The following is a 22,288-nucleotide window of genomic DNA, read 5'->3' on the forward strand; positions in this document are numbered from 1 at the left end:
CCTCGGTTGCGCCGCGGGGCCCGAGTTAGTGCCCGGGTGGCTGCAGCCGGTCGTAGCCGACAGTATGCCGGCAACCAAAGCCGTTGCCGCCAAACGCATCTCAGAGGTGTGGTGCCTCGCGGTACGCTTCACCATCAATCGTTCCCTCTCGTGTGGCCGGTGTGCCGGCGCCGCATCGAGGCTATAGCGCCGAGACCGCAGAGCAGGGCGAAACCGCCGAGCGCCAACGGAAGCCAGGCATTCCAGAGCTGCCGGTCCGCGCGATTGCGTCCGCTGGTGGCGATCTCGGCCGCGGTCGAGTGGTCTTCGGCGCAGGACGTGGACCAGTCGGTCGCCAGCCCGCCCAGGCTGACGGTCTTGGCGCCGGTCAGCCCGCCGCCGGTCAAGATCGCCGTGCGGTTGCTCGTCGCTTGCGCACTTACCACGACATCACCCCGGGCGAGCACGGTGTACACCGTGGTCGTCGACCATTGACCCTGAAACGGCCCTGGAGTGCGGCCGACCCCGAGACCGACGGGCAGCCGACCCCCCGTCATGCTCAGCAACTGATCCAGCGTGACGTCCGGCGCACCGTCGGCACCGGCGGCCTCGGAAGCCTGCCATACCTGTACGGGCACGCCGTCCACGGTTTGGTGGTCCGCCGGGACGAGCACGACGCTGTGGACGGTCGCGGCGCCCGCGGGGGCCACGGTCAGCTCGCGTCCGTGCGGCCCGGTCCCCATCGACACCGCGGCGGTGTGGCCCGAACGGTCGGTGACGGTGCGCGGCCGCGCGTTCGGCGACGAGCCACCGGCGGGCGCCATGATCGCCAGCCCCGCCGCCGCGACGAGCAGCAGCGTCGAGGCGGTCGCCAGTAGCCGGCTCCGGGCTCGCGGGGCGGCGGCGACGCCGGCGGGCCACAGGAACACGATGAGCACCGGCACGGTATACAGCAGCCAGCCCAGCACCTCGATCAGGCGCGGGTCGGCGGGAATGCCGAATACGCCGGCGGTCACCGCGCCCAGGACGGAATTGCTCGGTATCCACCCGGACAGGTCGAGCACCTGCTGCTGGCCGATGCTTACCCAGCCCGCCTCGTGTGCGGTGCGCAGGCCGCCCACCACCAGCCCGGCTGCGATCAGCACCAAGAACACCCCGGTCACCCGGAAGAATCGGCCGAGGTTGAGTCGCACGCCACCGAAGTACAGGCCCACGCCGAGCCCGATCGCCGTCGCGATGCCCGCGGCGCCGCCGAGCAGGGCGAACCACCGGTTGCCGTGCGACGTCTCGGCGGCGGCCAGCAGGAACACCGACGTCTCGAAGCCCTCCTTGAGGACGGCGAGAAACGCCATCGCGGCCAGCGCCAGCGCGCCGCCACGATGGACCGCCCGCCCGGCGTCGCGCTCGAGTTCGCCCTTGAGCTGTGCGGCGTTGCCGTTCATCCAGATGATCATCGACGTCACGAACACCACGGCGATGGCGTTGATGATGGTTTCCATCATCTCTTGCTGGACCTGCGGCAGGCTCGCGGCGAACAGGTCGAGGCCGACACCCACCGCGACGCTGAGCACCACGGCCACCGCCACGCCGGCGAACATCGGCCGGATCGTCTGGCCGTTGCGCTTGAGGAAGGCGGCGACGATGCTCACGATGAGCGAAGCCTCGAGGCCTTCGCGGAGGCCGATGAGGAACGTGCTTACAAATACGCCGAATACGCCCTGCATGCGCCCTGTTTCTGTCCCGCCGATCTGCGGCTTAGCGTAGCCGACCCGAAAGGCCCCTAGCGGCCTGGCCGTTCGGGCGCCGAGGTCAGCGGGCCGGATGCGTCACGAAGTCGATGAGTTCCTCGACCCGGCTGATCAGCGCCGGCTCGAGATCGTTCCAGTCGCGTACCTGCGAACGGATATGCCGCCACGCCCGGGCGATGTCGGCCTGATCGGCGTGCGGCAGGCGCAGCGCCTGGCACGCGCCGTGTTTCCAGTCCACCTGCCGCGGCACGTCCGGCCAGGCGGCCAGCCCCAGCCGCTGCGGCTTGACGGCCTGCCAGATGTCGACGTACGGGTGACCGACGACGAGGGTGTCGGCGCCACCCGGGCCCCGCCGCACCGCGTCGGCGATGCGGGCTTCCTTGGAGCCGGTGACAAGGTGGTCGACGAGCACTCCGAGACGCCGCCCTGGCCCGGGAGCGAACTCGGCGACGATGTCCACCAAATCGTCGACGCCGCCGAGTTGCTCGACGACGACACCTTCGATCTTCAAGTCCTCGCCCCACACCTGCGCGATGAGTTCGGCGTCGTGACGGCCCTCGACATAGATTCGGCTGGCGCGGGCGACCCGTGCCCGGGCACCGGGCACCGCGACCGAACCCGACGCCGTCCTGGTCGCGGCGGCGGGCGCCGCCCGTCGCGGCGCGGTGAGGATGACGGGCCGGCCTTCGAGCAAATACCCAGGGCCCAAAGGAAAGCCGCGCACATGACCTCGCCGGTCTTCCAGATCCACCCGACCGTATTCGACGCGTACCACCGCGCCCACATAGCCGGTTTCGACGTCCTCGACGACCAGGCCCAGGTCGGCCGGGTGTTCGGTCGAGCGCGGCTTGCGTCGCCCCGCGGCCAGCACATCGGGCCCATAACGATCCACCACGCGGCAATCCTAGAAAGCCTTGCGGCCAAACAGTGTTACGGCGCGCCAGGGGGTGTGGCGATAGTCGGCAAGATCACTCTCGGCGCACCAGCGCGGGCACGCCGCAAAAACCTGCGTTTAACTGTGTGGCGTTACCTGGCTGATCGCGTCGGCGATGGTACGTTGCTAGCTAAGGCAAGCACTGCCGCTCATGCGCAACTTGCGGCGGTTAGCGAGGTGGACGTATGGACTTGTCGCATTGGGTGACAAGCATTGTCGCGTTTGTGCGGGCCGGCTACCCCACCGGCATGCCGGCCCCCGGTCACGTGCCGTTGGTGGCTTTGACGCGCCGACGACTCTGCGGCCACGACATCAGCGCCATCGCAAGCGATCTCATCGCGCGTCGCGTCTGGCCGACCAACCCGATCGACATCGGGGTGGAGATCACCCGGATCACCAACCAGCTGCCGACACCCGAGGACGTCGAGCGTGTCCAGCGTCGCGTTCATGTGATGCGATGCTCGCGCGGGTAGCCGCGTCCGAATTCAGCGCCCTCATGTTGATTTAGGCACCGGGCCGCCGCACGCTGCGAGATAGTCGGCGTAGTTCCAGGTCTGCAGAAACTGTTGGCCCGCTTGCAATCCTCGTTGGTAGAGGGCCTCACGCTGCTGCACGGTGATGTCGAAGTCGATCGGGCTGACTTCGTCGGCGGCCACGAAGACGGTGCGCCGGACGGTGCAGGGATCGTCGATGTAGGCGTTGTCCTGGTTACTCACCAGCGTCTCTATCGCGGCGAGCCCCAACGACACCGGGCCGTGGACGGGATGCGTGGGCGGGATGCCGGGACGTGCCGACAGCCGGATTCCGAATGTGGGCCACCGTGGTTGGCCATCCGGCCGGTCAAACAACTGCACCGGAAAGTCCGACAGCAATCCGCCGTCCACCCATGTGGCGCCGGCGACCCGAACCGGTTCGAACACGTACGGGATGGCCGACGACGCGTGCACCGCGCGCGCGACCGAAAAGTCATCGGGGTCGATGCCATACGTGCTGAGGTCCCAGGGGATTCGCACCAGCCGGCGCCGTGACAGGTCGCTGGCCGTCACCACCAGGGACCACGCGAACTGTTCGGGCTGTTCGCCGGTGCGCAGGTCGCCAAACGTCCGCACGCCCAGATCACCGAGCAGCCCGGCGAGCAGCTGCTCGAGATAGGCCCCCCGATACACACCGTCCGACGTCAGCAGGGACAGGGCGCCGCCGATCAGTGGAACCCGCCCGATCAGGTTGCGGTCGAGAAACTTCCGGTAATCGATGGAGCGCATGATGTCGGCCAACCGGCTGATCGGCTCACCGGCGACCTGCAGGGCGGCCACCAGCGAGGCGACGATCGCGCCCGCGCTGCTTCCCGCGACCCGGGGAAACCGGTACCCGGCCTGGTCGAGCGCGTCCACCGCTCCCACCAGTCCGATCCCCCGGACACCGCCGCCTTCGCACACCAGGTCGGCACGCACGTCACTCACTGCCACCAGCCTAGCCGGACCGGGCGGAGCTGTCCCGGCGCGGCACGCCGAAAACCGCGAGCACGATCAACACAGTCGGCGACCATCCACGCCGAAGAAATGCACGTGTCCCGGCTCCGGGTGCAGGCGCACCCTGCTGCCCCTTGCCGGTGGATTGCGTCCGTCGGCGCGCGCCACGATCGGCGCATCGATTACCTTGCCGGAGCCGGTGATTCGCCCGTACAGGTAGGCGTCCGCACCCAGTTCTTCCACCACGTCGACCTCCATTTCGACACCGAGGCCGCCCACCTCGAAGTGTTCGGGACGGACCCCGACGACGACCTCCCCCGCGGCACCGGCGATCTCCCGCGGCACCGCGACGGGCCAATCACCTAGCGACACGGCGGAATCCACAAGCGGCAGGGTGAACAAATTCATTGCCGGCGACCCGATGAAACCCGCCACAAAGACGTTGGCCGGGTTTCGGTAGAGCTCCCGGGGTGGGGCGAACTGCTGCAGCACGCCGTCGCGCAGCACGGCGACGCGGTCACCCATGGTCATCGCCTCGACCTGATCGTGGGTTACGTAGACGGTGGTCGTACCCAGCCGCCGTTGCAATGCGGCGATCTGGTTGCGGGTCTGCACCCGCAGTTTCGCATCGAGATTGGACAGCGGTTCGTCCATCAGGAACACCTGCGGCCGGCGCACGATCGCGCGCCCCATCGCCACTCGCTGACGCTGGCCGCCGGACAGGTCCTTCGGTTTGCGATCGAGATACGGTTGCAGGTCAAGCAATTTTGCCGCGTCCAATACCCGTTCACGGATCTGCGCTTTCGGGGTTTTGGCGATCTTCATGGCAAAGCCCATGTTTTCGGCCACCGTCATGTGCGGGTAGAGCGCATAGTTCTGAAAGACCATCGCGACGTCGCGGTTCTTGGGATCGACACGGGTGACGTCCCGGTCACCGATCCGAATGCGTCCGGAGTCCACGGTTTCCAGCCCGGCCACCATCCGCAGCGAGGTGGTCTTGCCGCATCCGGATGGCCCCACCAGAACGACGAACTCGCCGTCGCCGACAACGAGATCCAGGTTGTCCAGCGCCGGGCGATCCGCTCCGGGATAGCGCCGCGTCGCCTGCTCGAAGCTCACCGAGGCCACGATCAGCCACCCATCCCGGTGACCGCGATGCCGCGGACAAACGAGCGTTGCGCGAACGCGTAGATGACGACCAACGGCAGCATGATGAGTATCGAGGTTGCCATCAGGACCGGCCACCGGGCAACGTATTCACCCTTCATCCGGACCAGCCCCAGCGTCAGCGTGGCCAGGCTGTTGCGCTGAATCATCAACAACGGCCAGAGAAAATCGTTCCAGACGTTGACCCAGGTGAGGACCGCGAGCACCATGACCGCCGGCCGGGCGTGGGGCAACAGGATGCGCCAATAGACCTGCCATGGCGAACAACCGTCGAGTATCGCCGCCTCCTCCAGATCGGTCGGTAGGGTCCGGAAGAATTGCCGCATCAGGTACGTGCCGAACGCGCTACCGAAGAAGCCCGGCACGATCATTGCCCACGGAGTGTCGACCCATCCCACGGTCCGCATGACGAGGAACTGCGGGATCACCGTCACCGTCAACGGCACCATCAACGTCCCCAAATACACCACAAACAGCGCGTCGCGGCCGCGGAAATCCAGTCGCGCGAACGCATATCCGGCCAGCGAGCAAAAGAACACGTGCCCCGCGGTGACGCAACCCGCGTACAGCACGGTGTTGAAGAACATCCGCCCGAACGGCAGCAGCGCGAACACTTCGGTGTAGTTGGACCACCGCGGGTGCGCCGGCAGCAGGGTGGGCTCGCTGACCTCGCCCTCGGTTTTCAGCGAGCCCGACACCGCCCACGCGATCGGGAACAGCGCGCACCAGGCGATGCCGAGCAGCGCGGCATAGACCATGCCGCCGCGCAACGCGGTGCGCCTGATGACCCCCTCACTTAAGCCCACGCGAAGTCTCCAAAGAACGTCGATGGCTCACTTTCAACTGCACCACGGTCAGCACCAGCAGGACGGCGAACATCACCCACGCCAGCGCGGACGCGTATCCGAACTCGAGGAACGAAAACGCGTGCTGGAACAGCATGATGCCCAAGACGTAGGTCGCCGATTCCGGTCCGCCGTTGGCGCCGGTGAGGACGTAGACCATGTCGAACGCCTGAAAGGCGTGGATGACCGAGATGATGACCACAAAAGAGATCGATCCCCGGATCAACGGCACCGTGATCGAGACGAATTGCCTTATCTCGCTTGCTCCGTCGATTTTGGCCGCCTCGTACACCGTCCCCGGGACGCCCTGCATCGCGGCCAACAACACGACGGCGGCGAACGGTACGCTGCGCCACACGCTGACGATGCACAGCGAGACCATGGCCCAGTGGGGCTCGACCAACCATGGGACGGGGCCGAGCCCCACCCAGCCGAGCATGATGTTCAGCAAGCCGTTGTCGGTGTTGAAAACGAACTGCCACACGACCGCCATGACCACCGACGAGATGGCCAATGGGAGGAAGACAATGGTGCGGAAAATGCCGATGCCCCTGGCCTTCTGGTTCAGCACACCGGCGACAACCAAACTGATGACGACCGTGGGCACCACCGTCCCCAGGGTGAAGATCACTGTGTTGCGGATCGCGATCAGGAACAGCGGATCCGCGGTGAACAGCTCCCCGAAGTTCTTCAGCCCCACGAATTTCGGCGGTGTGAACACATCCCACCGCTGAAAGCTCATGTACAGCGAGAAGCCCAGCGGAAAGAGCATGAACACGGCGACGGCCACCAAGTTGGGAGCGACGAACAGCCGGCCCGCCCACGCGTGGCGGCGCCATGGGCTCGGGTTTTCCGGGGCCGTTGCGCCCGCCTTCGGCGCAGGGGCGGCCGCGCCACCCGAATGAATCGCGGTCATGGGCTGCGCAGCACTTCGTCGACGGAGCGGGACAGGCCGGCCAAGGACGTCGCCGGTTGGCGTCCGCGCAGGACGGGGCCAAAGTTGCGGTCGATCAACGCGTTCACCTTCTCCCAGGCCGGGGTGATCGGCAGACCCTGCGAATACGCCGGGCCCTCGGTGAGCACGCTGAGATTGCCGATCCGCCGATGGGCGTTGGCGAATCCTTCCGAATTCAGGGCCGACCGCAGCACGGGAACGAACAGGCAGGATTCACCGATCAGCGCCTGGCCGACCGGACCCGTCGCGAATTTCACGAACTCCCAGGCCTGCTCCTTGCGTGGACTGGTCGACGAGATGCCCAGCCCGGTGGCGCCGATGTCCGAACACGCCGCACGCCCGTTGGCGAGCGCCGGGCCGACCGGCAACGGCGCGACATCGAAATCGAGGTCCTCGGCGCGAAGGTAGGTCTGGTAGCGCCAGTGCCCGCCCAGCGCGATCGCCGCCCGCCCCACCGCGAACAGGTTGGGGGTGGACATCGACTGCGTCTCCGATGCATTGGGCGCGACCCGGTGTTCGTTGGCCAGGTCGGCGTAGAACTGCACCGCCTCCTGGAAGGCGGCATCATCGAAATTGAGGTGGGTCGGATTCAGCCGCGGGTTGGACCAGGGGACGCCGTTGTTCATCGCGAACAGTCCCGCCGAGTAGGTCGACACCCAGGTGTTGACGAAGCCATACTGCGCCGCCCGCCCGGAGGTGTCGCGCTTGGTCAGCGCGCGGGCGGTGTCCAGGAATCCGCTGAAATCCCAAGGCCGTTGCCACGTGGTGGGCGGGGCGGGCACCCCAGCGTCGGCGAACAGCCGCTTGTTGTAGAACAGGTAGTTTCCCGACCATTGTTCGGGAAGGGCGAACTGGCTTCCGTTGAACGCAAACGTCTCATACAGCGCCGGGATGCTGTCCGCCGTGAGCTGCTGGGCGAACGCTTTGTCCCGCGCCAACAGAGGATTCAGATCCAGCAGCACACCGCGGTCGGCGAGTTCGGCGTAGGACAGTTCCCACGTCATCAGCACGTCGGGGCATTTGCCGCCGACACAGAACGTCGAAAGCTGTTGCATGACGCCCGGCCCGGACAGCACCGCACGCACCTTGATGTCGGGATGGCGGCGCGCGAACTCGTCGATGATGCGCATCCTCGCCTCACGCTCGTCCGGATTGGCCGCGAAGAAGAAGGTCAGCGCGTCGTCGTCGGGAGCGCAGCCGGCGGACCACGGTGCCAGCGCGACGGCGGACAGCGCGCCGGCGCCCCGCAGCAGGCTGCGCCGTCCGAACGGCTTGTCGAGCATGGCTCTCCCGGTCTAGCCCCGTTCCCGGCCGCTGGCCGGTTGTATCTGACGTCCTTGGTACCCGACGAGCTTGTGATGTTCCTGGATCGGCCTGGCCGGCAGCGTAAGCGCCGCCCGGCGGATGCGCTCGGCATCGCCGGTGATGTCGATCGTGTGGATGCGGTCGTCGGCTCCGATGCCGATCACCAGCAGGACCTGAGCGCGCCCATGGGTGGCGATCACGATGCCCGGTGCCCCGTCGATGAGCATGACAGCGCCGGCGCGCGCCCGCCGGGCGAAGCGGCGGGTCTCCTCGGCGACCTGCCGGGCGCCGCGCACCGTGGTGGGCACGTCCGCGGGGACCAGGGAGCGGTCAACCGTGCGCACGACGTCGGGTGCGAGCAGCTCGAGCAGGCTGGCGATGTCGCCACCGCGGGAGGCCGCCAGGAACGCCTCCACCACCTCGAGGTGACCGGCCGTGCTGCGGGGCTGGGCGGCCGGGGCGGCCTGCAGCCGGCCGCGGGCCCGGCTGGCGAGTTTCTTCGCCGCGTCCGGCGACCGATGCAACAACTCGGCGATCGTCTCGAACGACATGGCGAACACGTCGTGCAGCACGAAAGCGACGCGCTGTGCCGGTGAGAGGCGGTCGAGCACGACGAGCAGGGCGCTGCTCACCGACTCCGCCAGCAGCGCGTCCTCGTCGGCAGGCGCCGACGCCGCCTCGGCCAGCCGGTCCAGCTCGTCGGGTTCGGCGAGGGGTTGCTCGGCGCGGCGCTTGCGCGCCCGCAGCTGGTCCAGCGCCTCGCGCGCGGTGATCGTCGTGAACCAACCGGAGAGGTTGTCGACGGCCCGAAAGTCCGCGCGGCTGGCCTTCAGCCACGCCGACTGCACCGCGTCGTCCGCGTCGGCCACCGAACCCAGCAGCTGGAACGCGACCGATCGCAGGTGCCGCCGATCCGCGGCGAAACGCTCCGCGAGAGCCACCAAATCCGTTGTTGCGCCCATGGGTCACCTTTTCTGCACGGGAATCGTCAAGGAGATGACCGCATCCACTGGACTTCCTGTTGCGAAGGAGACCAACACCATGACCCTACCGATTGTGCGCCGCGGCGCGCTCAGTAACCAGACAATTCGCCGCGGAACTCGCTGCGCGACAAGGGATTGATCCACATGAACACCGCACTTGTCGTGGTCACCCTGTCGACCGCGGCCGTCACCGCCGCGATCGCCATCGCCGATCTCGTTCCGGCTCGATTCGTGCTGGCGAACTCCGCCCAAGTCGGGGTGCCGCGTGCGTGGTTACCGGCGTTGGGCGCCGTGAAGCTGGCCGGAGCCGCCGGGATCGTGGTCGGGCTGCTGGGCGCACGCGAACTGGGCATCGCCGCCGCCGCAGGCCTGGTCCTGTTTTTCGTCGGCGCGGTGTTGACGCATGTGAAGGCGCGGGTCCTGTACAACATCGCGTTCCCCGGGGCCTACTTGTGCCTGTCCGCCACGTCGCTGGCGCTGATGCTCGCGCGCTGAACATCGTCGGATCAGCAGGGAAAGTACCGGATCCGCTCGATCGCGTCGCCGCGCCGCGTCACATCGGCGAACATGATGGCGCGCCCGTGGTCGGAGTTGATGGAGACCGCGACCGTCGGGCCGGCGCTCTTGGTCTTGGTCGCGCCGGCCCCGTCCAGTTGTTCCACCAATTCGGCCAGCTCGAGCGGATCGCGATCACCCAAAGTTATTGCGGCCGTTGATGATAGCGCACGTGCCGCAGCGAATGCGTCTCCTCGCGCGGCGGCGGCGAGGAAAGTCCGCACCAGCCGTTGGTGGCGCGCCCCCGCCCGACGGAATCCGGCCATGAATCCCGCGCTCCCCCGCCATCCCTGATTGGTCAGCAGGCCTTTGGACAGGTGCAGCGCCGGGCTCACCGCGCCCGGTCCGGTGCGCAGGAACTGCGCCATCATGGCGGGCAGTTCCCAATACGCCCGTAGTTCACCGATCAGCCACTCGCCGTTGGCTTCTCGGAGGTCGTAGCGCAGGAATGCGGGGATGTACATGGTCACGGCGGGGCCCATGGCGACCTCGAGCTCGAGATCGCGCAAGACCGTCGTGCCGACGACGATGTCGAGATCGCGGTGGAATTTGATGTCACGCGGGCCGATGAACGTGTCGTAGAAACGGCCGATCTGTTCATGCCCCACGTGGGGCCGCGAGCCCACCGGATCCTCGACGCGGCCGTCGCCGGTGAACAGCCCCACCCATCCGGCCCGATCGTGCGCGGCGGCCGCCTGCGGTGAGCGCTCCACCGCCGCGAGTAGACGTTCCCGGTCCAGCGGCACCACCATTACGATCCCCCCACCAATTCGACGCCGACGGATTCCAATTCCGCCAGCGCCTGGGCGGCCGCATCCGCTGTTGTGGCCGCGGTCAGGTCGACGAGCACCCGGGTCCTCAGGCCCGCCCGCGCCGCGTCCTCGGCGGTCCGCCGGACGCAATGGTCGGTGGCGATGCCGGCCACGTCGACGTCGTCAATGCCGCGCTGCCGCAACCACTCCAGGAGGGGGGTCCCGTTCTCGTCGGCACCTTCGAACCCGCTGTACCCCGCGGAGTACGCGCCTTTGCGAAAGACGGCATCGATGCGCGCGGTGTCCAAGTCGGGCCGAAATTCCGCGCCCGCGCTTCCGGCGACGCAGTGCGGTGGCCAGGTCGAGGAATAGTCCGGCCGGTCGGAGAAATGCCCGCCCGGGTCGATGTGGAAGTCCTGGGTGGCCACCACGTGGCGATAACCCGGCGCGCTAGACAGGTAGGCGTTGATGGCGGGCGCCACCGCGGCGCCGCCGGCCACCGGCACGGCGCCGCCCTCGCAGAAATCGTTTTGCACGTCGACGATGATCAACGCTCGCACGGGCTCCACACTATCCCGCTGGGCCAGAGCGCCGCCCTAGCTGCGCAAATCGGCGTCACGGTTTGCTCGACAGGCAGTCGGGTAATACACCGGCCATGGTGATCAGGAGAATCGCGCGACCCCTGTTGTCAGTCGCATTCATCGGGCAAGGAGTCAATTCACTACTCAACCCCAAATCGGCGGCCCAGGCGGCGGCGCCGGCAGTGGACGGCTTGCAGGCATTGCCGGATTCGGTGAGCGCCAACATTCCGAGCGACCCCGAGACGGTCGCCCAAATCACCGCGGCCGTCCAGATCGGTGGTGGCCTGCTGCTCGCCAGCGGGAAGCTTCCGCGCATCGCTTCGGCCGCGCTGGCGGTGACGGTGTTACCGGCCAACATTGGGGCGCACTCGTTCTGGAACGAAAGCGATCCGGCGGTCAAAGCCCAGAAACGGCAGCAGTTTCTGACCGACCTGAGCCTGTTGGGCGGACTGTTGATCGCCTCCGCCGACACCGCGGGTAAGCCGTCGCTGGGGTGGCGTGGACGCCGCGCGGCCGAACGGCTCTCCGAGCGGGTGTCGTCGGCGTGGCCCGGATCCGACGATTCCGCCTTCGACGGCGACTTGTCGGAGCTGGGCGACCGGATCGCGCACGGCCTGCACGTCGGCGCCGAACGCGGCCGCGAGCTGGCCAGCACCGCGGCGGAACGGGGTGCGCCCTACGCCGAAGCCGCGCTGGAACGCGGCCGCGAATTGGCCAGCACGGCGGCGCAGCGCGGTGCGCCGTATGCCGAGACCGCGCTGGAGCGCGGCCGCGAGTTGGCCAGCACCGCGGCCGAGCGCAGCAAGCCGCTGGCGAAGAAGGCCCGCAAGCGTGGGGAGGAATGGGCCGATGAGGCCGCCGACCGCGCGGCCTATCTGGCCGAGAAGGCGCGTAAGCGCGGCGAAGAGCTCGCCGATGAGGCCGCCGATCGGGCCGCACCGCTGGCGAAGAAGGCGCGCAAACGCAGCGAGAAGCTCGCCAAGAAGGCGCGCAAGCGCAGTGAGAAGCTGGCCGCCACGGCGCGGGCGCGCTCCGAGGAACTCGCCGAGACCGCGCGCAAGCGCGGCAGCCACTTGGCCGACACCGCACGCGAGCGCGTCGGCGGGCAGGTCGAGACCCGTCGGCGCAAGCTGTCCTGGTGATTGCGTCGGGCTGGTGCAGCTAGTCCGGCCAGCGCGACCGCAAGATCTCCGGAGCCCACGCCGGCCAGTCCGGTGAACCGATCGTCATGCCGCCGCTGAGGCGGGCGACAATGCGCGGCCCGCGCAGCCGGCTGTTGTCGTAGACGGTGGCGACGTCGGAAAGCGCGATGGCGTCGGTGACCGGTGTCCACAAGCGACGATGGCGCTCGCGAACCTTGGTTTCCGGTACGTCGTGGCCGCCGGCCCGCACGCGGTGCCGGACACGTTCGACGGCAAGGTCTTCCGGGATGAGCATCGCGTGCAGGACGACGGTGAAGCCCGCTCGGTGGGCGGTGCGGATGAGGTCCAGCTTCGACGGGTGGGAGAACACGGTCTCCGCGATGAACGACCGCCCCAGGTCGATCAACTTCGCGCGCGTGGCGGCGGCGATTTGCGCGGCGTCGTAGGCGCGCCCTGCCGACTCCCCCGGCCAGCGCTGCCTTGCGATTTCGTCGGCGTTGACGACCGGGCTGCCGGGCAACAGCGGCGCCAGGGTGAACGGGATGAAGGTCGACTTGCCGGCACCGTTCGGCCCGACCACCAGGTCAAGTCGCTGCATCGGACCGCGCCGGCGAACGCCGGGTCAGCGCCCGCGCGCCAGCACCACGGCGGCGCCATCGGGCCGGTGCTCGACGATGTCGCCGTCCTCGTTGAGGGCGACCGTGGTGACGCCATGCCCGGCCAGCGTCGCCCCGTAGTCGGCGTGCACCAGGCTTTCGTCGATGGCGGCGGAGATCTCGGCGTTGAACACCACGCCTTCCTCGACGGTGAGTTCGCCGGTCGCCAGGTGGCCGGCCAGCGCGGCCTCGACCCGCCGACGCGAGGCGGTGTGCTGGCTGGACACCGCGCGCCCGACACGCGCCCAGTGGTCGAGTTGCTGCTTGGCCGAACGGCTCTGGCGGGCGCCTTCGGAGGCCGCGCTGTCCATCAGGTCGGACGCCACGCGGGTCACACGATCGGGAGCGTCGGCCATGACTTCCTCCGTGATGCAGCACCCCGTTACAACTTGTAGCAAGATGCTACACGGCGTCACCGGATCTGTCGCTGCCCGTACCACACCCCCTCCGGGGCGCCGATCGCGCCGGCCTTTTCGCGGGCTGTGGCCAGTTCCCGCGAGGTGGCGAATTCGCGTGCCTTGTCGAGGTCGTGCATGTCCATGACGACGATGACCGTCCTGGCATCGGCGGCATCCACGTAGGTCCCGGTGACCACCAAACCGTGATCGCGGCGCACGGCATCGAGCGCCGGATCGCGGAAGACGGCGCTCCATTGCTCGACGCTGGCAACTTGTTGTATGACGAGCATTACCCCGGCCATGACGAATCCTCCTGACAGCGTTGGCTTTTACGGCGTGGTTTTCGCTGCGGTGACCAGCCAGGCGCGGCTGGCCCCGTCGCGGCCGGATTCGAAGGCGGGCGGCGCGTTGCGGCCGTAATCGGCGGCGACCTGACCGACGTCGCGGATGTCGCCGCGCCAACCATGTTGATTCAGCCAAGGGCCGAGATCACCCGACGGGCCGCCCCGCCACATCGAGACGAGCTCGGGTGAGATCGCCGCGCGCGCGGCGCGAAGGAGCTCGGAGTCCTCGTTGTGATCCAGCGCCAGGATGCTGCCGAGGATCGAGCAGGAGCTGATCCGACCGAGCAAGCCGTCCGCGGCATCGGCGTCAAGAGCGTAGAGGATCCCTTCGGCGAGCCAGGCCGTCCGCTTCGCGGGCTCGAACCCCGCTCCCACCAAGCGTGCCGGCCAATCGGTCCTCAAATCCGCCGGCACGACGACACGACGGCAGCGCGGCTGGGCGTGCATCTCTTGCAGCACATCGGATTTGAAGGCCAGAACCTCGGGCTGATCGATTTCGTAGACCGTGGTGCCGGCCCGCCAAGGCAGACGAAATGCCCTGCTATCCATGCCGCAGGCGAGCAGGACGACCTGGCCGATGCCGGTCGCCGCGCCATCGAGAAGCGCTTGATCGAAGAATCGGGTGCGCACCGCGACTTGCCCGGCCATGAGCCGGAAAAAGTCACGGGCCAGACCCGCGGCGTCCCACATAGATCCGTCAGGATCAGCGCGGTCGATGAATGCGCGCGCATACGGGTCGTTGAACAATCGGTCCGTGCGTGAGCTTTCCTCGGCCCGCAGCACCGCCACACCGAGGGAAGTCGCGCCGATGCCCGTTGGTCCTGAACCCGTTTGCGGACGCTCAGCCATACGGTCACCCGCCTTCGATGCCTGGCCGCCGGCCTGTCCGGCGGCAATGTCTACAAACGTAGACATTGCCAATGTTATGCCGCGCCGGCCCATCATGTCTACAGTTGTAGATAAATTTCTGAGGGAGCACGATGAAGCGCACGTCGACCGGCGTCGGCCCGGACGCGAGCCCGCCGCGGCGCGATGCCGCCGCCACAAAAGCGCGCCTGCTGACGGCGGCGCGCGAACAGTTCTTGCGACACGGTTATCGGGCCACCTCGCTGCGTGCGATCGCGGCCCAAGCCGGCGTCGACGTGATGCTCATCAGGCGCTACTTCGGTTCCAAGCAACAGCTATTCGACGAAGCCACGAACATTTCCGGCAACGTCGAAGCCATCCGCCGGGCCACCGACAGCGCGGTGGGCCAGACCCTGATCGAACGAGTGCTACAAGCCCGGCAAGACAGCGACGCCCCGCTGTTCGCGCTCCTGCGCTCCAGCGGGGACCCCGACGTCGTCGGACGCCTCAACGCCCAGCTCGAAAACGGCTTGACCCGCAACCTCTCCCGCCGGATGCGGGCCGACGAACCTCGACTCCGCGCCGACATGGTCGCCGCCCTGCTTCTGGGCATTGGCGTCTTGCGCGTCCTCCTGCACAAGGAGCCGATCGCCACCGCCAGCGACCGCGACATCGCCGCCCTGTTCACGGAGGCATTCGAGACATTGACCGAACTGCCCCAGGACGCCGGGGGCGCCGGCCACTAGCGGCGGCGGAATGTCGCCGCGCGTCGACGCGAATCGCTTTCACCGGTAGGCATTTCGATCGGCCGCGTCGTCAGGGGTCCCGCCGTGACCTCAAGACGGCGTCGATGATCGCCTCGACGTCTTGGCCGGCGTCGACGGTCATGCCCGCCTCGTCCGGGCCGAGGGCCTCCAGCGTGTCCAGTTGCGAGCGCAGCAGCGCGGCCGGCATGAAGTGGTCGGCCCGGGCCGCCAGCCGGCCGGCGATCAGTTCCGCCGAACCGGACAGATGCAGGAACTCGACGCCCGGGCAGTGCGCCCGCAGCCGGTCGCGGTACTTCTTTTTCAGCGCCGAACAGCTCACCACACCGCCGTCGCGGTGAGCCGCCAGCCATTCGCCGACCTTGTCCAGCCAGGGATAGCGGTCGTCGTCGTCGAGCGGTTCGCCGGCCGCCATTTTCGCGATGTTGGCGGCCGGGTGCAGCGTGTCGGCGTCAACGAACGGGACCCGCGTGCGTCGCGCGAGCGCCGCCCCGACCGTCGACTTGCCCGATCCGGATACGCCCATCACCACGACAGGGGCCGATCGGCTCACCCGGATTGTTCACCGAGGTTGCGGTTCCATTCCAGCCAACCGACGCCGCTGCGCCCGTCGGCGGTGGTGATCGTGGCCCAGACGCGGGGAAACTGGCTGACCCGCCCGTCGGCGGCGACAAGCCGGACCGGCGCCTGGCCGCGGACGTCCACGTTGGCGGTGATCTCCCCCGGGTTGAGCGTCAGCGTCGCCTCCAGCGGTAACCCGTTGTCGTCGAAGGACTCTCGTGAGTCGACGGTCTGCAGCTCGGTGACCCGGCCGTCGGCGCGCTGGGTGTAGCCGATGCTGAACGCCGGTGCACCCGGGATGCGGATGTTGACGCCGTGCAGATGGGTGCCGTCGTTCAGGTGCAGTGCGCTCCAGAGCCAATCCATGCTCCACCAATCGCGCACACCCCAGGAGTGATCGCGCTGGCCGGGCACCGCGTCGAGGCGGTAGCTGGTGTCGCCGATCGTGACGGTGCCCGAGACGGTGCACGGAATCTCATATCGCGTCGTGAGCCCGTACTGGTATGGGGTGCCGTCGGTGTCCCACACCAGGTTCATGGACATCGCGACGGGCGTGCCGGATTCCCCACGCAACAGCGCAGCCGGGTCGGGGTAAGCCTGAGCCCTCGCCCGCACATCGACGCGGTAGCTCTGCAACGGCGTACCGGCGGAATGCCCGAGCTCGAACTCGTCGGTGCGCACCGTCCACGGGTCCGCCGGCAGCGGGACCTGCGCGTCGACCGCGACGGTTGGCATGCCGGGGCCGCACAGCAGCACGTGCACCCATGCGGTTCGCTCGTTGGCCACCAGGCCGAGGCGGAACCAGCCGCCCAATCCCTGTGCGGTGTCGGCGAAGTCGGCGTACCAGCTCTCGCTCCACAGCGGTTCGGCGGTCGGATCGTGGGCGAGCTCATCCTCCGGCACCGGTTGCAACGGCTCGGATGCCACCGCCGCCGGCAGCGTCGCCAGCGCGTCCGTGTCAAGGACGTGATCGCAGTGCCGGCGCAGCATCGTCATGAACATCTGGTCACCACGGTCGGTGCGCTCCACCAGCATCGAGGAGACGATCGCCATCATCACGCCGAAAAAGCTCTGCCGGCGCACGCCGTCGGCGACGTCGGCCAGGGTCAGGGGCGCGTCGGGTCCCAGCGCCTCGTGGTATGCCCGCAGCAGCGCGTCGTAGTGCTCGCGGCGGTCCTCGGTGGGCAGCGCGCACCCGAGGAAATAGGACAGGTCGGTCAGTGCCGGTCCCCACGACACCGTCTGCCAGTCGACCACCGTCAGCGCGCGGTCGGCGCCCGAGGTACCGAACAGCATGTTGTCCAACCGGTAGTCGCCGTGCACCAGGCCCTGTATCCCGGACGCCTGGGCCTCCTGGTCGAGGTAGGCGTCGAACGCGGCAACCAGACGCTCGCACACCACGCGGTGCTCCGGTGCGATCTGGTCGCCGTAACGGTCGACGAACCCCGCGTACAGCGGCGTGATCATCGCCTGGTTCAGCGGCGCCTCGCGGTTGAGCCACGGCGCTTCGGCCAGCGAGACATCGCCGAGCAGCGGGCCGTGCAGCCGTCCCAGCTCGACGGCGCCGAGGCGGGCCTGTTCGATTGTGGCGCCGGCGATTTCATCGCCGACCACGGCCGGGCCCGCGTCGCCCAGCAGCAGGTCGAACACGCCCGTGGAGGTGTCGACCGCCGCGTGATAGCAGGGCGCGATGGGCCCGCCCAGCCGCGGCGCGATGTCGCCGTAGAAGCGGACCTCCCGCTCGTAGAGTCCCAGAGCCAGCCCGGTCTGCCGGCTCACCGGGTCGGTGGCGGCGACCTTGAGCACCACCGACGCGGGCCCGCCGTCGGCCTGCGCGTAGTTGAGCCGGATGCGGTAGCACTCGCTCATCTGCCCGGTGCCGATGCGCTCGACCGAGAAGTCGGCGATGGGTCCGGTGCCGATCACCGCGGCCAACCAGGAGGCGGTGAGGTTACTCGGGGTTTCGATGACTTGCTCGGTCTCGGCGTGCATGAGGGTTAGCGTGCCAGGTCAGTGCGCGAGTGAGAAGCCGTCCCAGGCCATCCGGCGGTGCGGGTGTGGATCGAACTCGACCCGCGATTTGCGGTCGAAGACCATCACGGCGCGGTCGGTGGCGTTGTAGCGGGGCCAATCCTCGCCCGGGACGCCGGTGCGGCTGAAGGCGCGCCACCGCCGTTGCACCTGGTTGCTGACCCGCAACGCGGCGCGCCGGTCGGCCGCCGCGGTCAGCAGGGCGCCGAATCTGGTGCGGTAGACGTCGAAGACGGCCAACAACTCGGTGGCATGGGTGGCGCCGAAACCCGACCAGCGCAACGTGCGCGGGGCGTAGTCGTACCGGTAGAGGTAGGTCGGCGCGTGCGCGCTGTGGGCCTCGGCGATCTGCCAGGCCGCCGATCCGAACGCGAAGTCGCCGCCGAGCTGGATGCACGCCGCCCGCCCGGGGTAGTCCGGGTACGCGGCGGTAATGCGTTCGCGGATAGCGGGGTCCGCCTCGGCCAGCAGCTCTTCGACCATCGATTCGTTGGTCGGCAACATCGCCAGGAACCGGGTGAACAGCCGGCCCTCTTCGGCGTTGGTGCCGACGATCAGCGGTACCGGGTGCGCGTCACCGCGCCGCATCGCCTCAACGGGATCCATCGGCAGCACGTCGTCCCCGACGACCGGGCCAATCGGGAAGGCGCCCAGCCTGTTCTGCATGCCCTCGTCGATCAATGCGTGCTGGGTTTTCACCAGTTGGGCGGCCGACGCCCGCATCAGAGCGTCGGCGGCGTCCTGCTTGCGCACGCCCAGCAGGCCGGCGAAGCGGTTCGCGAACTCGGCGGCAACCTCTTTGGATCGCGTCAGGCCCGATGCGGGACTCTCCGAAATGGCCCGGGCGAACAGGCCTTTGGCGGACGGCACGGCCAGCAGGGAGGCGGTGATGCACGCGCCGGCGCTCTCGCCGAAGATCGTCACATTGTCCGGGTCACCGCCGAATCCGGCGATGTTGTCGCGCACCCACTGCAACGCCAGCACCAGATCGCGCAGATACAGGTTGCTGTCAATGGTGATGTCGGGCGTCGACAGCGACGAGAAGTCCACACATCCCAGCGCGCCCAGCCGGTAGTTCACCGACACGTACACGCATCCCCGGCGTGCCAGGGCCGCGCCGTCGTAGAGCGGTGTCGCCGAGCTGCCCAGGAAGTACCCGCCGCCGTGGATGAAGACCATCACCGGCAGCGGTCCCTCCATGGCACCCTCGGGCGCTACGACGTTGAGGGTGAGGCAGTCCTCGCTCATCGGCTGATAGCGGCCGCCCAGCCCGGACAGGCCGAGCAGGGTGTAACGGCGCTGCTGGGGTGCGCAATTGGCGAAGCCGTGGCAGTGCCGCACTCCCGACCACGGTGCCGCCGGCTGCGGCGCCCGGAAGCGCAGGTTTCCCACCGGTGGACGGGCATACGGGATCGACCGCCACCGATTAACCCCGTCCCTGGTGAAGCCCTCGACGGTGCCGGTGGCCGTGTGTGCGCGGACAGTCCGGTGATGCATAAACCCGACGGTAACCGACATGACGGCGTTAACGCGCGCGCAGCGCCTTATTGCCCGGCGCGGCGGTTAGCCTGACTGGATGCGGATAGCTGCGATGATCGCCGCGTCGGTACTGGTCGCCGGCTGCTCACACACCACGGGCAACCATTCCGAGCCGACGCCGAGTTCCACTCAGACCTCCGTTGGCCCGTCCGGAAGCAGGACGCCAGGAGCATCCGCCGCGCCGGCCGCCGGCGCCGCGGTCTCCGACGTCATCGCGTGGATAGAGGCGGCCCACCCCGCCGATCCTGGCCGCTACCACACGGCGGCCCGCGACGGTGTGGCCACACCCCTGGGCAGCGACATCGCCCTGGCGGCGGTGGGCGGCAAAGTCTCCTGCATGACGGATGCCGCGCACACCGACGGCGCGCTGAATTGCCTGGTGAACCTGGCCACTCCGGCGCCGGCCCCCGCGACCGCCTATGGCGAATGGCAGGGCGGTTGGGTCACCTTTGACGGGGTGCACCTGCAGGTGGGAGCCGCGCGGGCCGACCCCGGCCCCTTCGTCAACGGCAACGGACCGGAGCTGGCGAATGGGGACTCGCTGTCGTTCGGCGACTATCGGTGCCGCGCCGACCAAGCCGGCCTGTATTGCGTGAACTACGCGCATCAGTCGGCGGCGCGTTTTGCGCCCGCCGGCATTCAGCCCTTCGGCTGCCTGAAGTCGGTGCCGCCGCCCGACGGGGTCGGCGCGGCGTTCAGCTGCTGAGGATTTCGCTGCCCAACGTCGAGTTGTTGCGTGAAATCGCGGCATTCGACACCAACAACTCCACGTTCGGCGGTTCACCAGGTGACCGGAAGCTCTTTCATGCCGTAAATGTCGGCCTCTTTGAACCGCAACTCCTCCGGCGGAACGGCCAGCTTCAGCCCGGGCAGCCGTCGCGCGAGGGTGGCGAACGCGACCTGCATTTCCACGCGGGCCAGGTTGGCCCCGATGCACTGGTGCACGCCGTACCCGAAACCCAAGTGTCCGCGCGTGTTTCGATGGATGTCGAAACTCTCTGGGTCGTCGACGAATTCGGTGTCCCAGTTTCCGGCGGGCAGGTTCATCATCACGAACTCCCCCGCCCGGATCAACTGGCCACCGATCACCAGATCTTCGGTCGCCACGCGGTCGACCTGGCTGTGCACGATGCTCAGATAGCGCATCAGCTCTTCGACGACGTTCGCGATGAGGGCGGGATCGTCGGTCTGGCCGAGCCGCTCGAAGGCGCTCGGATGTTGCAGCAGCGCAACCGTTCCCAGTGAGATCATATTGGCGGTGGTCTCGTGACCCGCCTGCATCATGATCACACTGTTCATCGCCGCGGTCGCGTGGTCGAGTTGACCCGTCGCGACGTACTCGGTGATCATGCGGCTGATCAGATCGTCGCCGGGTTCGCGCTCCTTGCGTTGCACCAACTCCTGGATGTAGGCGTACATCGCCCCGAAGGCCTGTCCCTTTTCCGCCTCGGACGTCTTCTGGTCGAGCCCGGCAGTGGTGTTGCGCTGGAAAAGCTCGAGATCTTCGGGCGGCACGCCCAGCAGCAGCGCAATCACCAATGATGGCACCGGCAAGGCGAATTCACGCACCAGATCGGCAGGCGGCCCCACCGCGATCATCTCGTCAAGAAAATGGTCGACCATCTCCTGGATCTGCGGCCGCATCGATTCGCAACGCCTGAAGGTGAAGTTGCCGGTCATCATCCGCCGGATCCGGTGATGCTCGGGATCGTCGGTGCGCGCAAACATCACCGGGACCTCGTTGTCGGCGTTGGTGGGCATGATGGAGTCCGGAATGGTCTTCGCGGACAGCCGCGGATCGACCAGCGCCGCCCTGATGTCGGAGTAGCGGCTCACCACCCAGACCGGATTTCCGTGGAACATCGCCTGTCGTAGCCCGGGCTCTTCCCGCCAGCTCGCGAACTCTACCGGCGTCGCGAGCGGACAGTGGGCGGGACGCGGCACGGGCAGTGCCGGAAGCTCCGCGTCCGAGCAGGAGTCGGACGCCTCGAAAGATATTGACATAAGCCGCGTTTCCCATTAAATGTCAGTTACCTGCCAGTTGTAGAGCGTAAAGGGACCGTTGGCGGTAGTCAACTGTCGGTTACGCTGTCACGATGACCGCGGTGGAGGACCGGCCGTTGCGGGCGGACGCGGCGCGCAACGTCGAGCGCATACTGCGCGCGGCGCGCGAGGTCTACGGCGAGTTGGGCCCGGACGCCCCGGTGGAGGCGGTCGCCCGCCGGGCCGGCGTCGGCGAACGAACCCTCTACCGCAGGTTTCCCACCAAGGCGGATCTCGTCCTGGCGGCGCTGGAACAGAGCATCGCCGAGGATCTCACGCCGGTGATCGACGCCGCCCGCCGCGCGAAGGATCCTCTGCGCGGCCTGACCCAATTGATCGAAGCGGCGATCTCGCTCGGCGCGCGCGAACACAGCCTGCTGGCCGCCGCCCGCCGGGCCGGGTCCCTCACGTCCGACATCTCCATGTCGCTCAATGCCGCGCTCGCCGAGCTTGCCCGCGAGGGCCAGCGTCTCGGCAGGATTCGCGCCGACCTGGTCAGCGACGACCTGCCTCGGCTGATCGCCATGCTCTTCAGCGTGCTCTCGACGATGGATTCCGACAGCGACGGCTGGCGACGCTACGTCGCCCTGGTCGTCGATGCCATATCGGTTGATGAGCGGCGGCCATTGCCCCCGGCGGCCGAACTGCGCTACACACTGCAGCCGGACGGCTGGCCGCTGTGAAGGAACGG

General features: G+C 68.1%; 24 protein-coding genes. 6 read left to right on the forward strand and 18 right to left on the reverse strand.

Annotated elements, in window-relative coordinates; genetic code table 11:
- Positions 1-134 precede the first annotated feature (134 nt).
- Together efeU and QGN30_RS15650 are read right to left on the reverse strand one after the other, a co-directional pair.
- Positions 135-1,703: an iron uptake transporter permease EfeU gene (gene efeU, locus QGN30_RS15645; RefSeq protein ID WP_038536196.1), complete on the reverse strand. Its 1,569-nt coding sequence runs from the start codon at positions 1,701-1,703 to the stop codon at positions 135-137.
- Positions 1,704-1,788: 85 nt separating this feature from the next.
- A complete protein-coding gene (locus QGN30_RS15650) occupies positions 1,789-2,622 on the reverse strand; it encodes a DUF3097 family protein (RefSeq protein ID WP_038536193.1) in 834 nt (277 codons plus the stop codon).
- A gap of 224 nt (positions 2,623-2,846) precedes the next feature.
- Here QGN30_RS15650 and QGN30_RS15655 point away from each other — a divergent pair, with 224 nt between their 5' ends.
- The gene (locus QGN30_RS15655; RefSeq protein WP_009956367.1) at positions 2,847-3,134 is read left to right on the forward strand and encodes a DUF3349 domain-containing protein; all 288 of its coding nucleotides are present in this window, start codon (positions 2,847-2,849) and stop codon (positions 3,132-3,134) included.
- Positions 3,135-3,155: 21 nt separating this feature from the next.
- Here the strand turns inward: QGN30_RS15655 and QGN30_RS15660 are convergent, their stop codons facing one another.
- The 6 genes from QGN30_RS15660 to QGN30_RS15685 form a co-directional block, all read right to left on the reverse strand.
- The gene (locus QGN30_RS15660; RefSeq protein ID WP_009956368.1) at positions 3,156-4,121 is read right to left on the reverse strand and encodes a patatin-like phospholipase family protein; all 966 of its coding nucleotides are present in this window, start codon (positions 4,119-4,121) and stop codon (positions 3,156-3,158) included.
- Positions 4,122-4,187: 66 nt separating this feature from the next.
- Positions 4,188-5,258 (reverse strand): ABC transporter ATP-binding protein, encoded by a 1,071-nt coding sequence (locus QGN30_RS15665; RefSeq protein ID WP_008256437.1) that lies wholly within the window; start codon positions 5,256-5,258, stop codon positions 4,188-4,190.
- A 2-nt stretch (positions 5,259-5,260) separates the two neighbouring features.
- The gene (locus QGN30_RS15670) at positions 5,261-6,055 is read right to left on the reverse strand and encodes a carbohydrate ABC transporter permease (protein WP_263650005.1); all 795 of its coding nucleotides are present in this window, start codon (positions 6,053-6,055) and stop codon (positions 5,261-5,263) included.
- A gap of 34 nt (positions 6,056-6,089) precedes the next feature.
- Complete coding sequence (locus tag QGN30_RS15675; RefSeq protein ID WP_014382496.1) at positions 6,090-7,058, reverse strand: carbohydrate ABC transporter permease; 969 nt, start codon at positions 7,056-7,058, stop codon at positions 6,090-6,092.
- The gene (locus tag QGN30_RS15680) at positions 7,055-8,380 is read right to left on the reverse strand and encodes an ABC transporter substrate-binding protein (RefSeq protein ID WP_014382495.1); all 1,326 of its coding nucleotides are present in this window, start codon (positions 8,378-8,380) and stop codon (positions 7,055-7,057) included. The genes QGN30_RS15675 and QGN30_RS15680 overlap by 4 nt, the downstream gene beginning before the upstream one ends.
- Before the next feature lie 12 nt (positions 8,381-8,392).
- Positions 8,393-9,364 carry a sigma-70 family RNA polymerase sigma factor gene (locus QGN30_RS15685; RefSeq protein ID WP_014382494.1) on the reverse strand — a complete coding sequence of 324 codons (972 nt, stop codon included), beginning with the start codon at positions 9,362-9,364 and terminating at the stop codon, positions 8,393-8,395.
- 165 nt (positions 9,365-9,529) lie between these two features.
- Here QGN30_RS15685 and QGN30_RS15690 point away from each other — a divergent pair, with 165 nt between their 5' ends.
- Complete coding sequence (locus QGN30_RS15690) at positions 9,530-9,880, forward strand: DoxX family protein (RefSeq protein WP_020188920.1); 351 nt, start codon at positions 9,530-9,532, stop codon at positions 9,878-9,880.
- A gap of 11 nt (positions 9,881-9,891) precedes the next feature.
- Here the strand turns inward: QGN30_RS15690 and QGN30_RS15695 are convergent, their stop codons facing one another.
- A complete protein-coding gene (locus tag QGN30_RS15695; protein WP_009956375.1) occupies positions 9,892-10,692 on the reverse strand; it encodes a nuclear transport factor 2 family protein in 801 nt (266 codons plus the stop codon).
- Entirely contained in the window at positions 10,692-11,252 is a 561-nt protein-coding gene (gene pncA, locus QGN30_RS15700; protein WP_042911761.1) for a pyrazinamidase PncA, read from the reverse strand. The genes QGN30_RS15695 and pncA overlap by 1 nt, the downstream gene beginning before the upstream one ends.
- A 95-nt stretch (positions 11,253-11,347) precedes the next feature.
- Between pncA and QGN30_RS15705 the strand changes: the two genes are divergently transcribed.
- A complete protein-coding gene (locus QGN30_RS15705; protein ID WP_038536184.1) occupies positions 11,348-12,415 on the forward strand; it encodes a DoxX family protein in 1,068 nt (355 codons plus the stop codon).
- A gap of 19 nt (positions 12,416-12,434) precedes the next feature.
- Here QGN30_RS15705 and QGN30_RS15710 read toward each other — a convergent pair whose 3' ends face one another.
- Genes QGN30_RS15710 through QGN30_RS15725 form a run of 4 tightly spaced genes read right to left on the reverse strand, consistent with a single transcriptional unit; the run spans position 12,435 to position 14,758 of the window.
- Positions 12,435-13,013 carry a zeta toxin family protein gene (locus QGN30_RS15710; RefSeq protein ID WP_038536181.1) on the reverse strand — a complete coding sequence of 193 codons (579 nt, stop codon included), beginning with the start codon at positions 13,011-13,013 and terminating at the stop codon, positions 12,435-12,437.
- 24 nt (positions 13,014-13,037) lie between these two features.
- A complete protein-coding gene (locus tag QGN30_RS15715) occupies positions 13,038-13,427 on the reverse strand; it encodes a TA system antitoxin ParD family protein (protein WP_038536179.1) in 390 nt (129 codons plus the stop codon).
- Between the two features lie 56 nt (positions 13,428-13,483).
- Positions 13,484-13,771 (reverse strand): hypothetical protein, encoded by a 288-nt coding sequence (locus QGN30_RS15720; protein WP_014941865.1) that lies wholly within the window; start codon positions 13,769-13,771, stop codon positions 13,484-13,486.
- A 27-nt stretch (positions 13,772-13,798) separates the two neighbouring features.
- Positions 13,799-14,758, reverse strand: coding sequence for an SAM-dependent methyltransferase (locus tag QGN30_RS15725; protein WP_225331100.1), 960 nt, complete (start codon positions 14,756-14,758; stop codon positions 13,799-13,801).
- A 35-nt stretch (positions 14,759-14,793) separates the two neighbouring features.
- Here QGN30_RS15725 and QGN30_RS15730 point away from each other — a divergent pair, with 35 nt between their 5' ends.
- Positions 14,794-15,405: a TetR/AcrR family transcriptional regulator gene (locus QGN30_RS15730; RefSeq protein ID WP_095562693.1), complete on the forward strand. Its 612-nt coding sequence runs from the start codon at positions 14,794-14,796 to the stop codon at positions 15,403-15,405.
- Between the two features lie 70 nt (positions 15,406-15,475).
- Here QGN30_RS15730 and QGN30_RS15735 read toward each other — a convergent pair whose 3' ends face one another.
- From QGN30_RS15735 to QGN30_RS15745, 3 genes are read right to left on the reverse strand one after another with little or no spacing between them, the layout of a single operon-like run.
- Positions 15,476-15,976: a gluconokinase gene (locus tag QGN30_RS15735; RefSeq protein ID WP_038536171.1), complete on the reverse strand. Its 501-nt coding sequence runs from the start codon at positions 15,974-15,976 to the stop codon at positions 15,476-15,478.
- On the reverse strand, positions 15,973-17,976 hold the full coding sequence (locus QGN30_RS15740) for a DUF7064 domain-containing protein (protein ID WP_095562692.1): 2,004 nt from the start codon (positions 17,974-17,976) through the stop codon (positions 15,973-15,975). The genes QGN30_RS15735 and QGN30_RS15740 overlap by 4 nt, the downstream gene beginning before the upstream one ends.
- Positions 17,977-17,994: 18 nt before the next feature.
- Positions 17,995-19,512: a carboxylesterase/lipase family protein gene (locus QGN30_RS15745; RefSeq protein ID WP_038536166.1), complete on the reverse strand. Its 1,518-nt coding sequence runs from the start codon at positions 19,510-19,512 to the stop codon at positions 17,995-17,997.
- A gap of 79 nt (positions 19,513-19,591) precedes the next feature.
- Between QGN30_RS15745 and QGN30_RS15750 the strand changes: the two genes are divergently transcribed.
- The gene (locus QGN30_RS15750) at positions 19,592-20,260 is read left to right on the forward strand and encodes a hypothetical protein (RefSeq protein ID WP_198347177.1); all 669 of its coding nucleotides are present in this window, start codon (positions 19,592-19,594) and stop codon (positions 20,258-20,260) included.
- A gap of 74 nt (positions 20,261-20,334) precedes the next feature.
- Here QGN30_RS15750 and QGN30_RS15755 read toward each other — a convergent pair whose 3' ends face one another.
- Positions 20,335-21,558, reverse strand: a complete 1,224-nt coding sequence (locus QGN30_RS15755) for a cytochrome P450 (protein ID WP_026071599.1) — start codon at positions 21,556-21,558, stop codon at positions 20,335-20,337.
- A 92-nt stretch (positions 21,559-21,650) separates the two neighbouring features.
- Here QGN30_RS15755 and QGN30_RS15760 point away from each other — a divergent pair, with 92 nt between their 5' ends.
- Positions 21,651-22,280, forward strand: coding sequence for a TetR/AcrR family transcriptional regulator (locus tag QGN30_RS15760; protein ID WP_014384636.1), 630 nt, complete (start codon positions 21,651-21,653; stop codon positions 22,278-22,280).
- Positions 22,281-22,288 lie beyond the last annotated feature (8 nt).

This window comes from Mycobacterium sp. 3-98, from assembly GCF_035918355.1.
In the GTDB taxonomy this organism is placed as follows: Bacteria; Actinomycetota; Actinomycetes; order Mycobacteriales; family Mycobacteriaceae; genus Mycobacterium; species Mycobacterium intracellulare.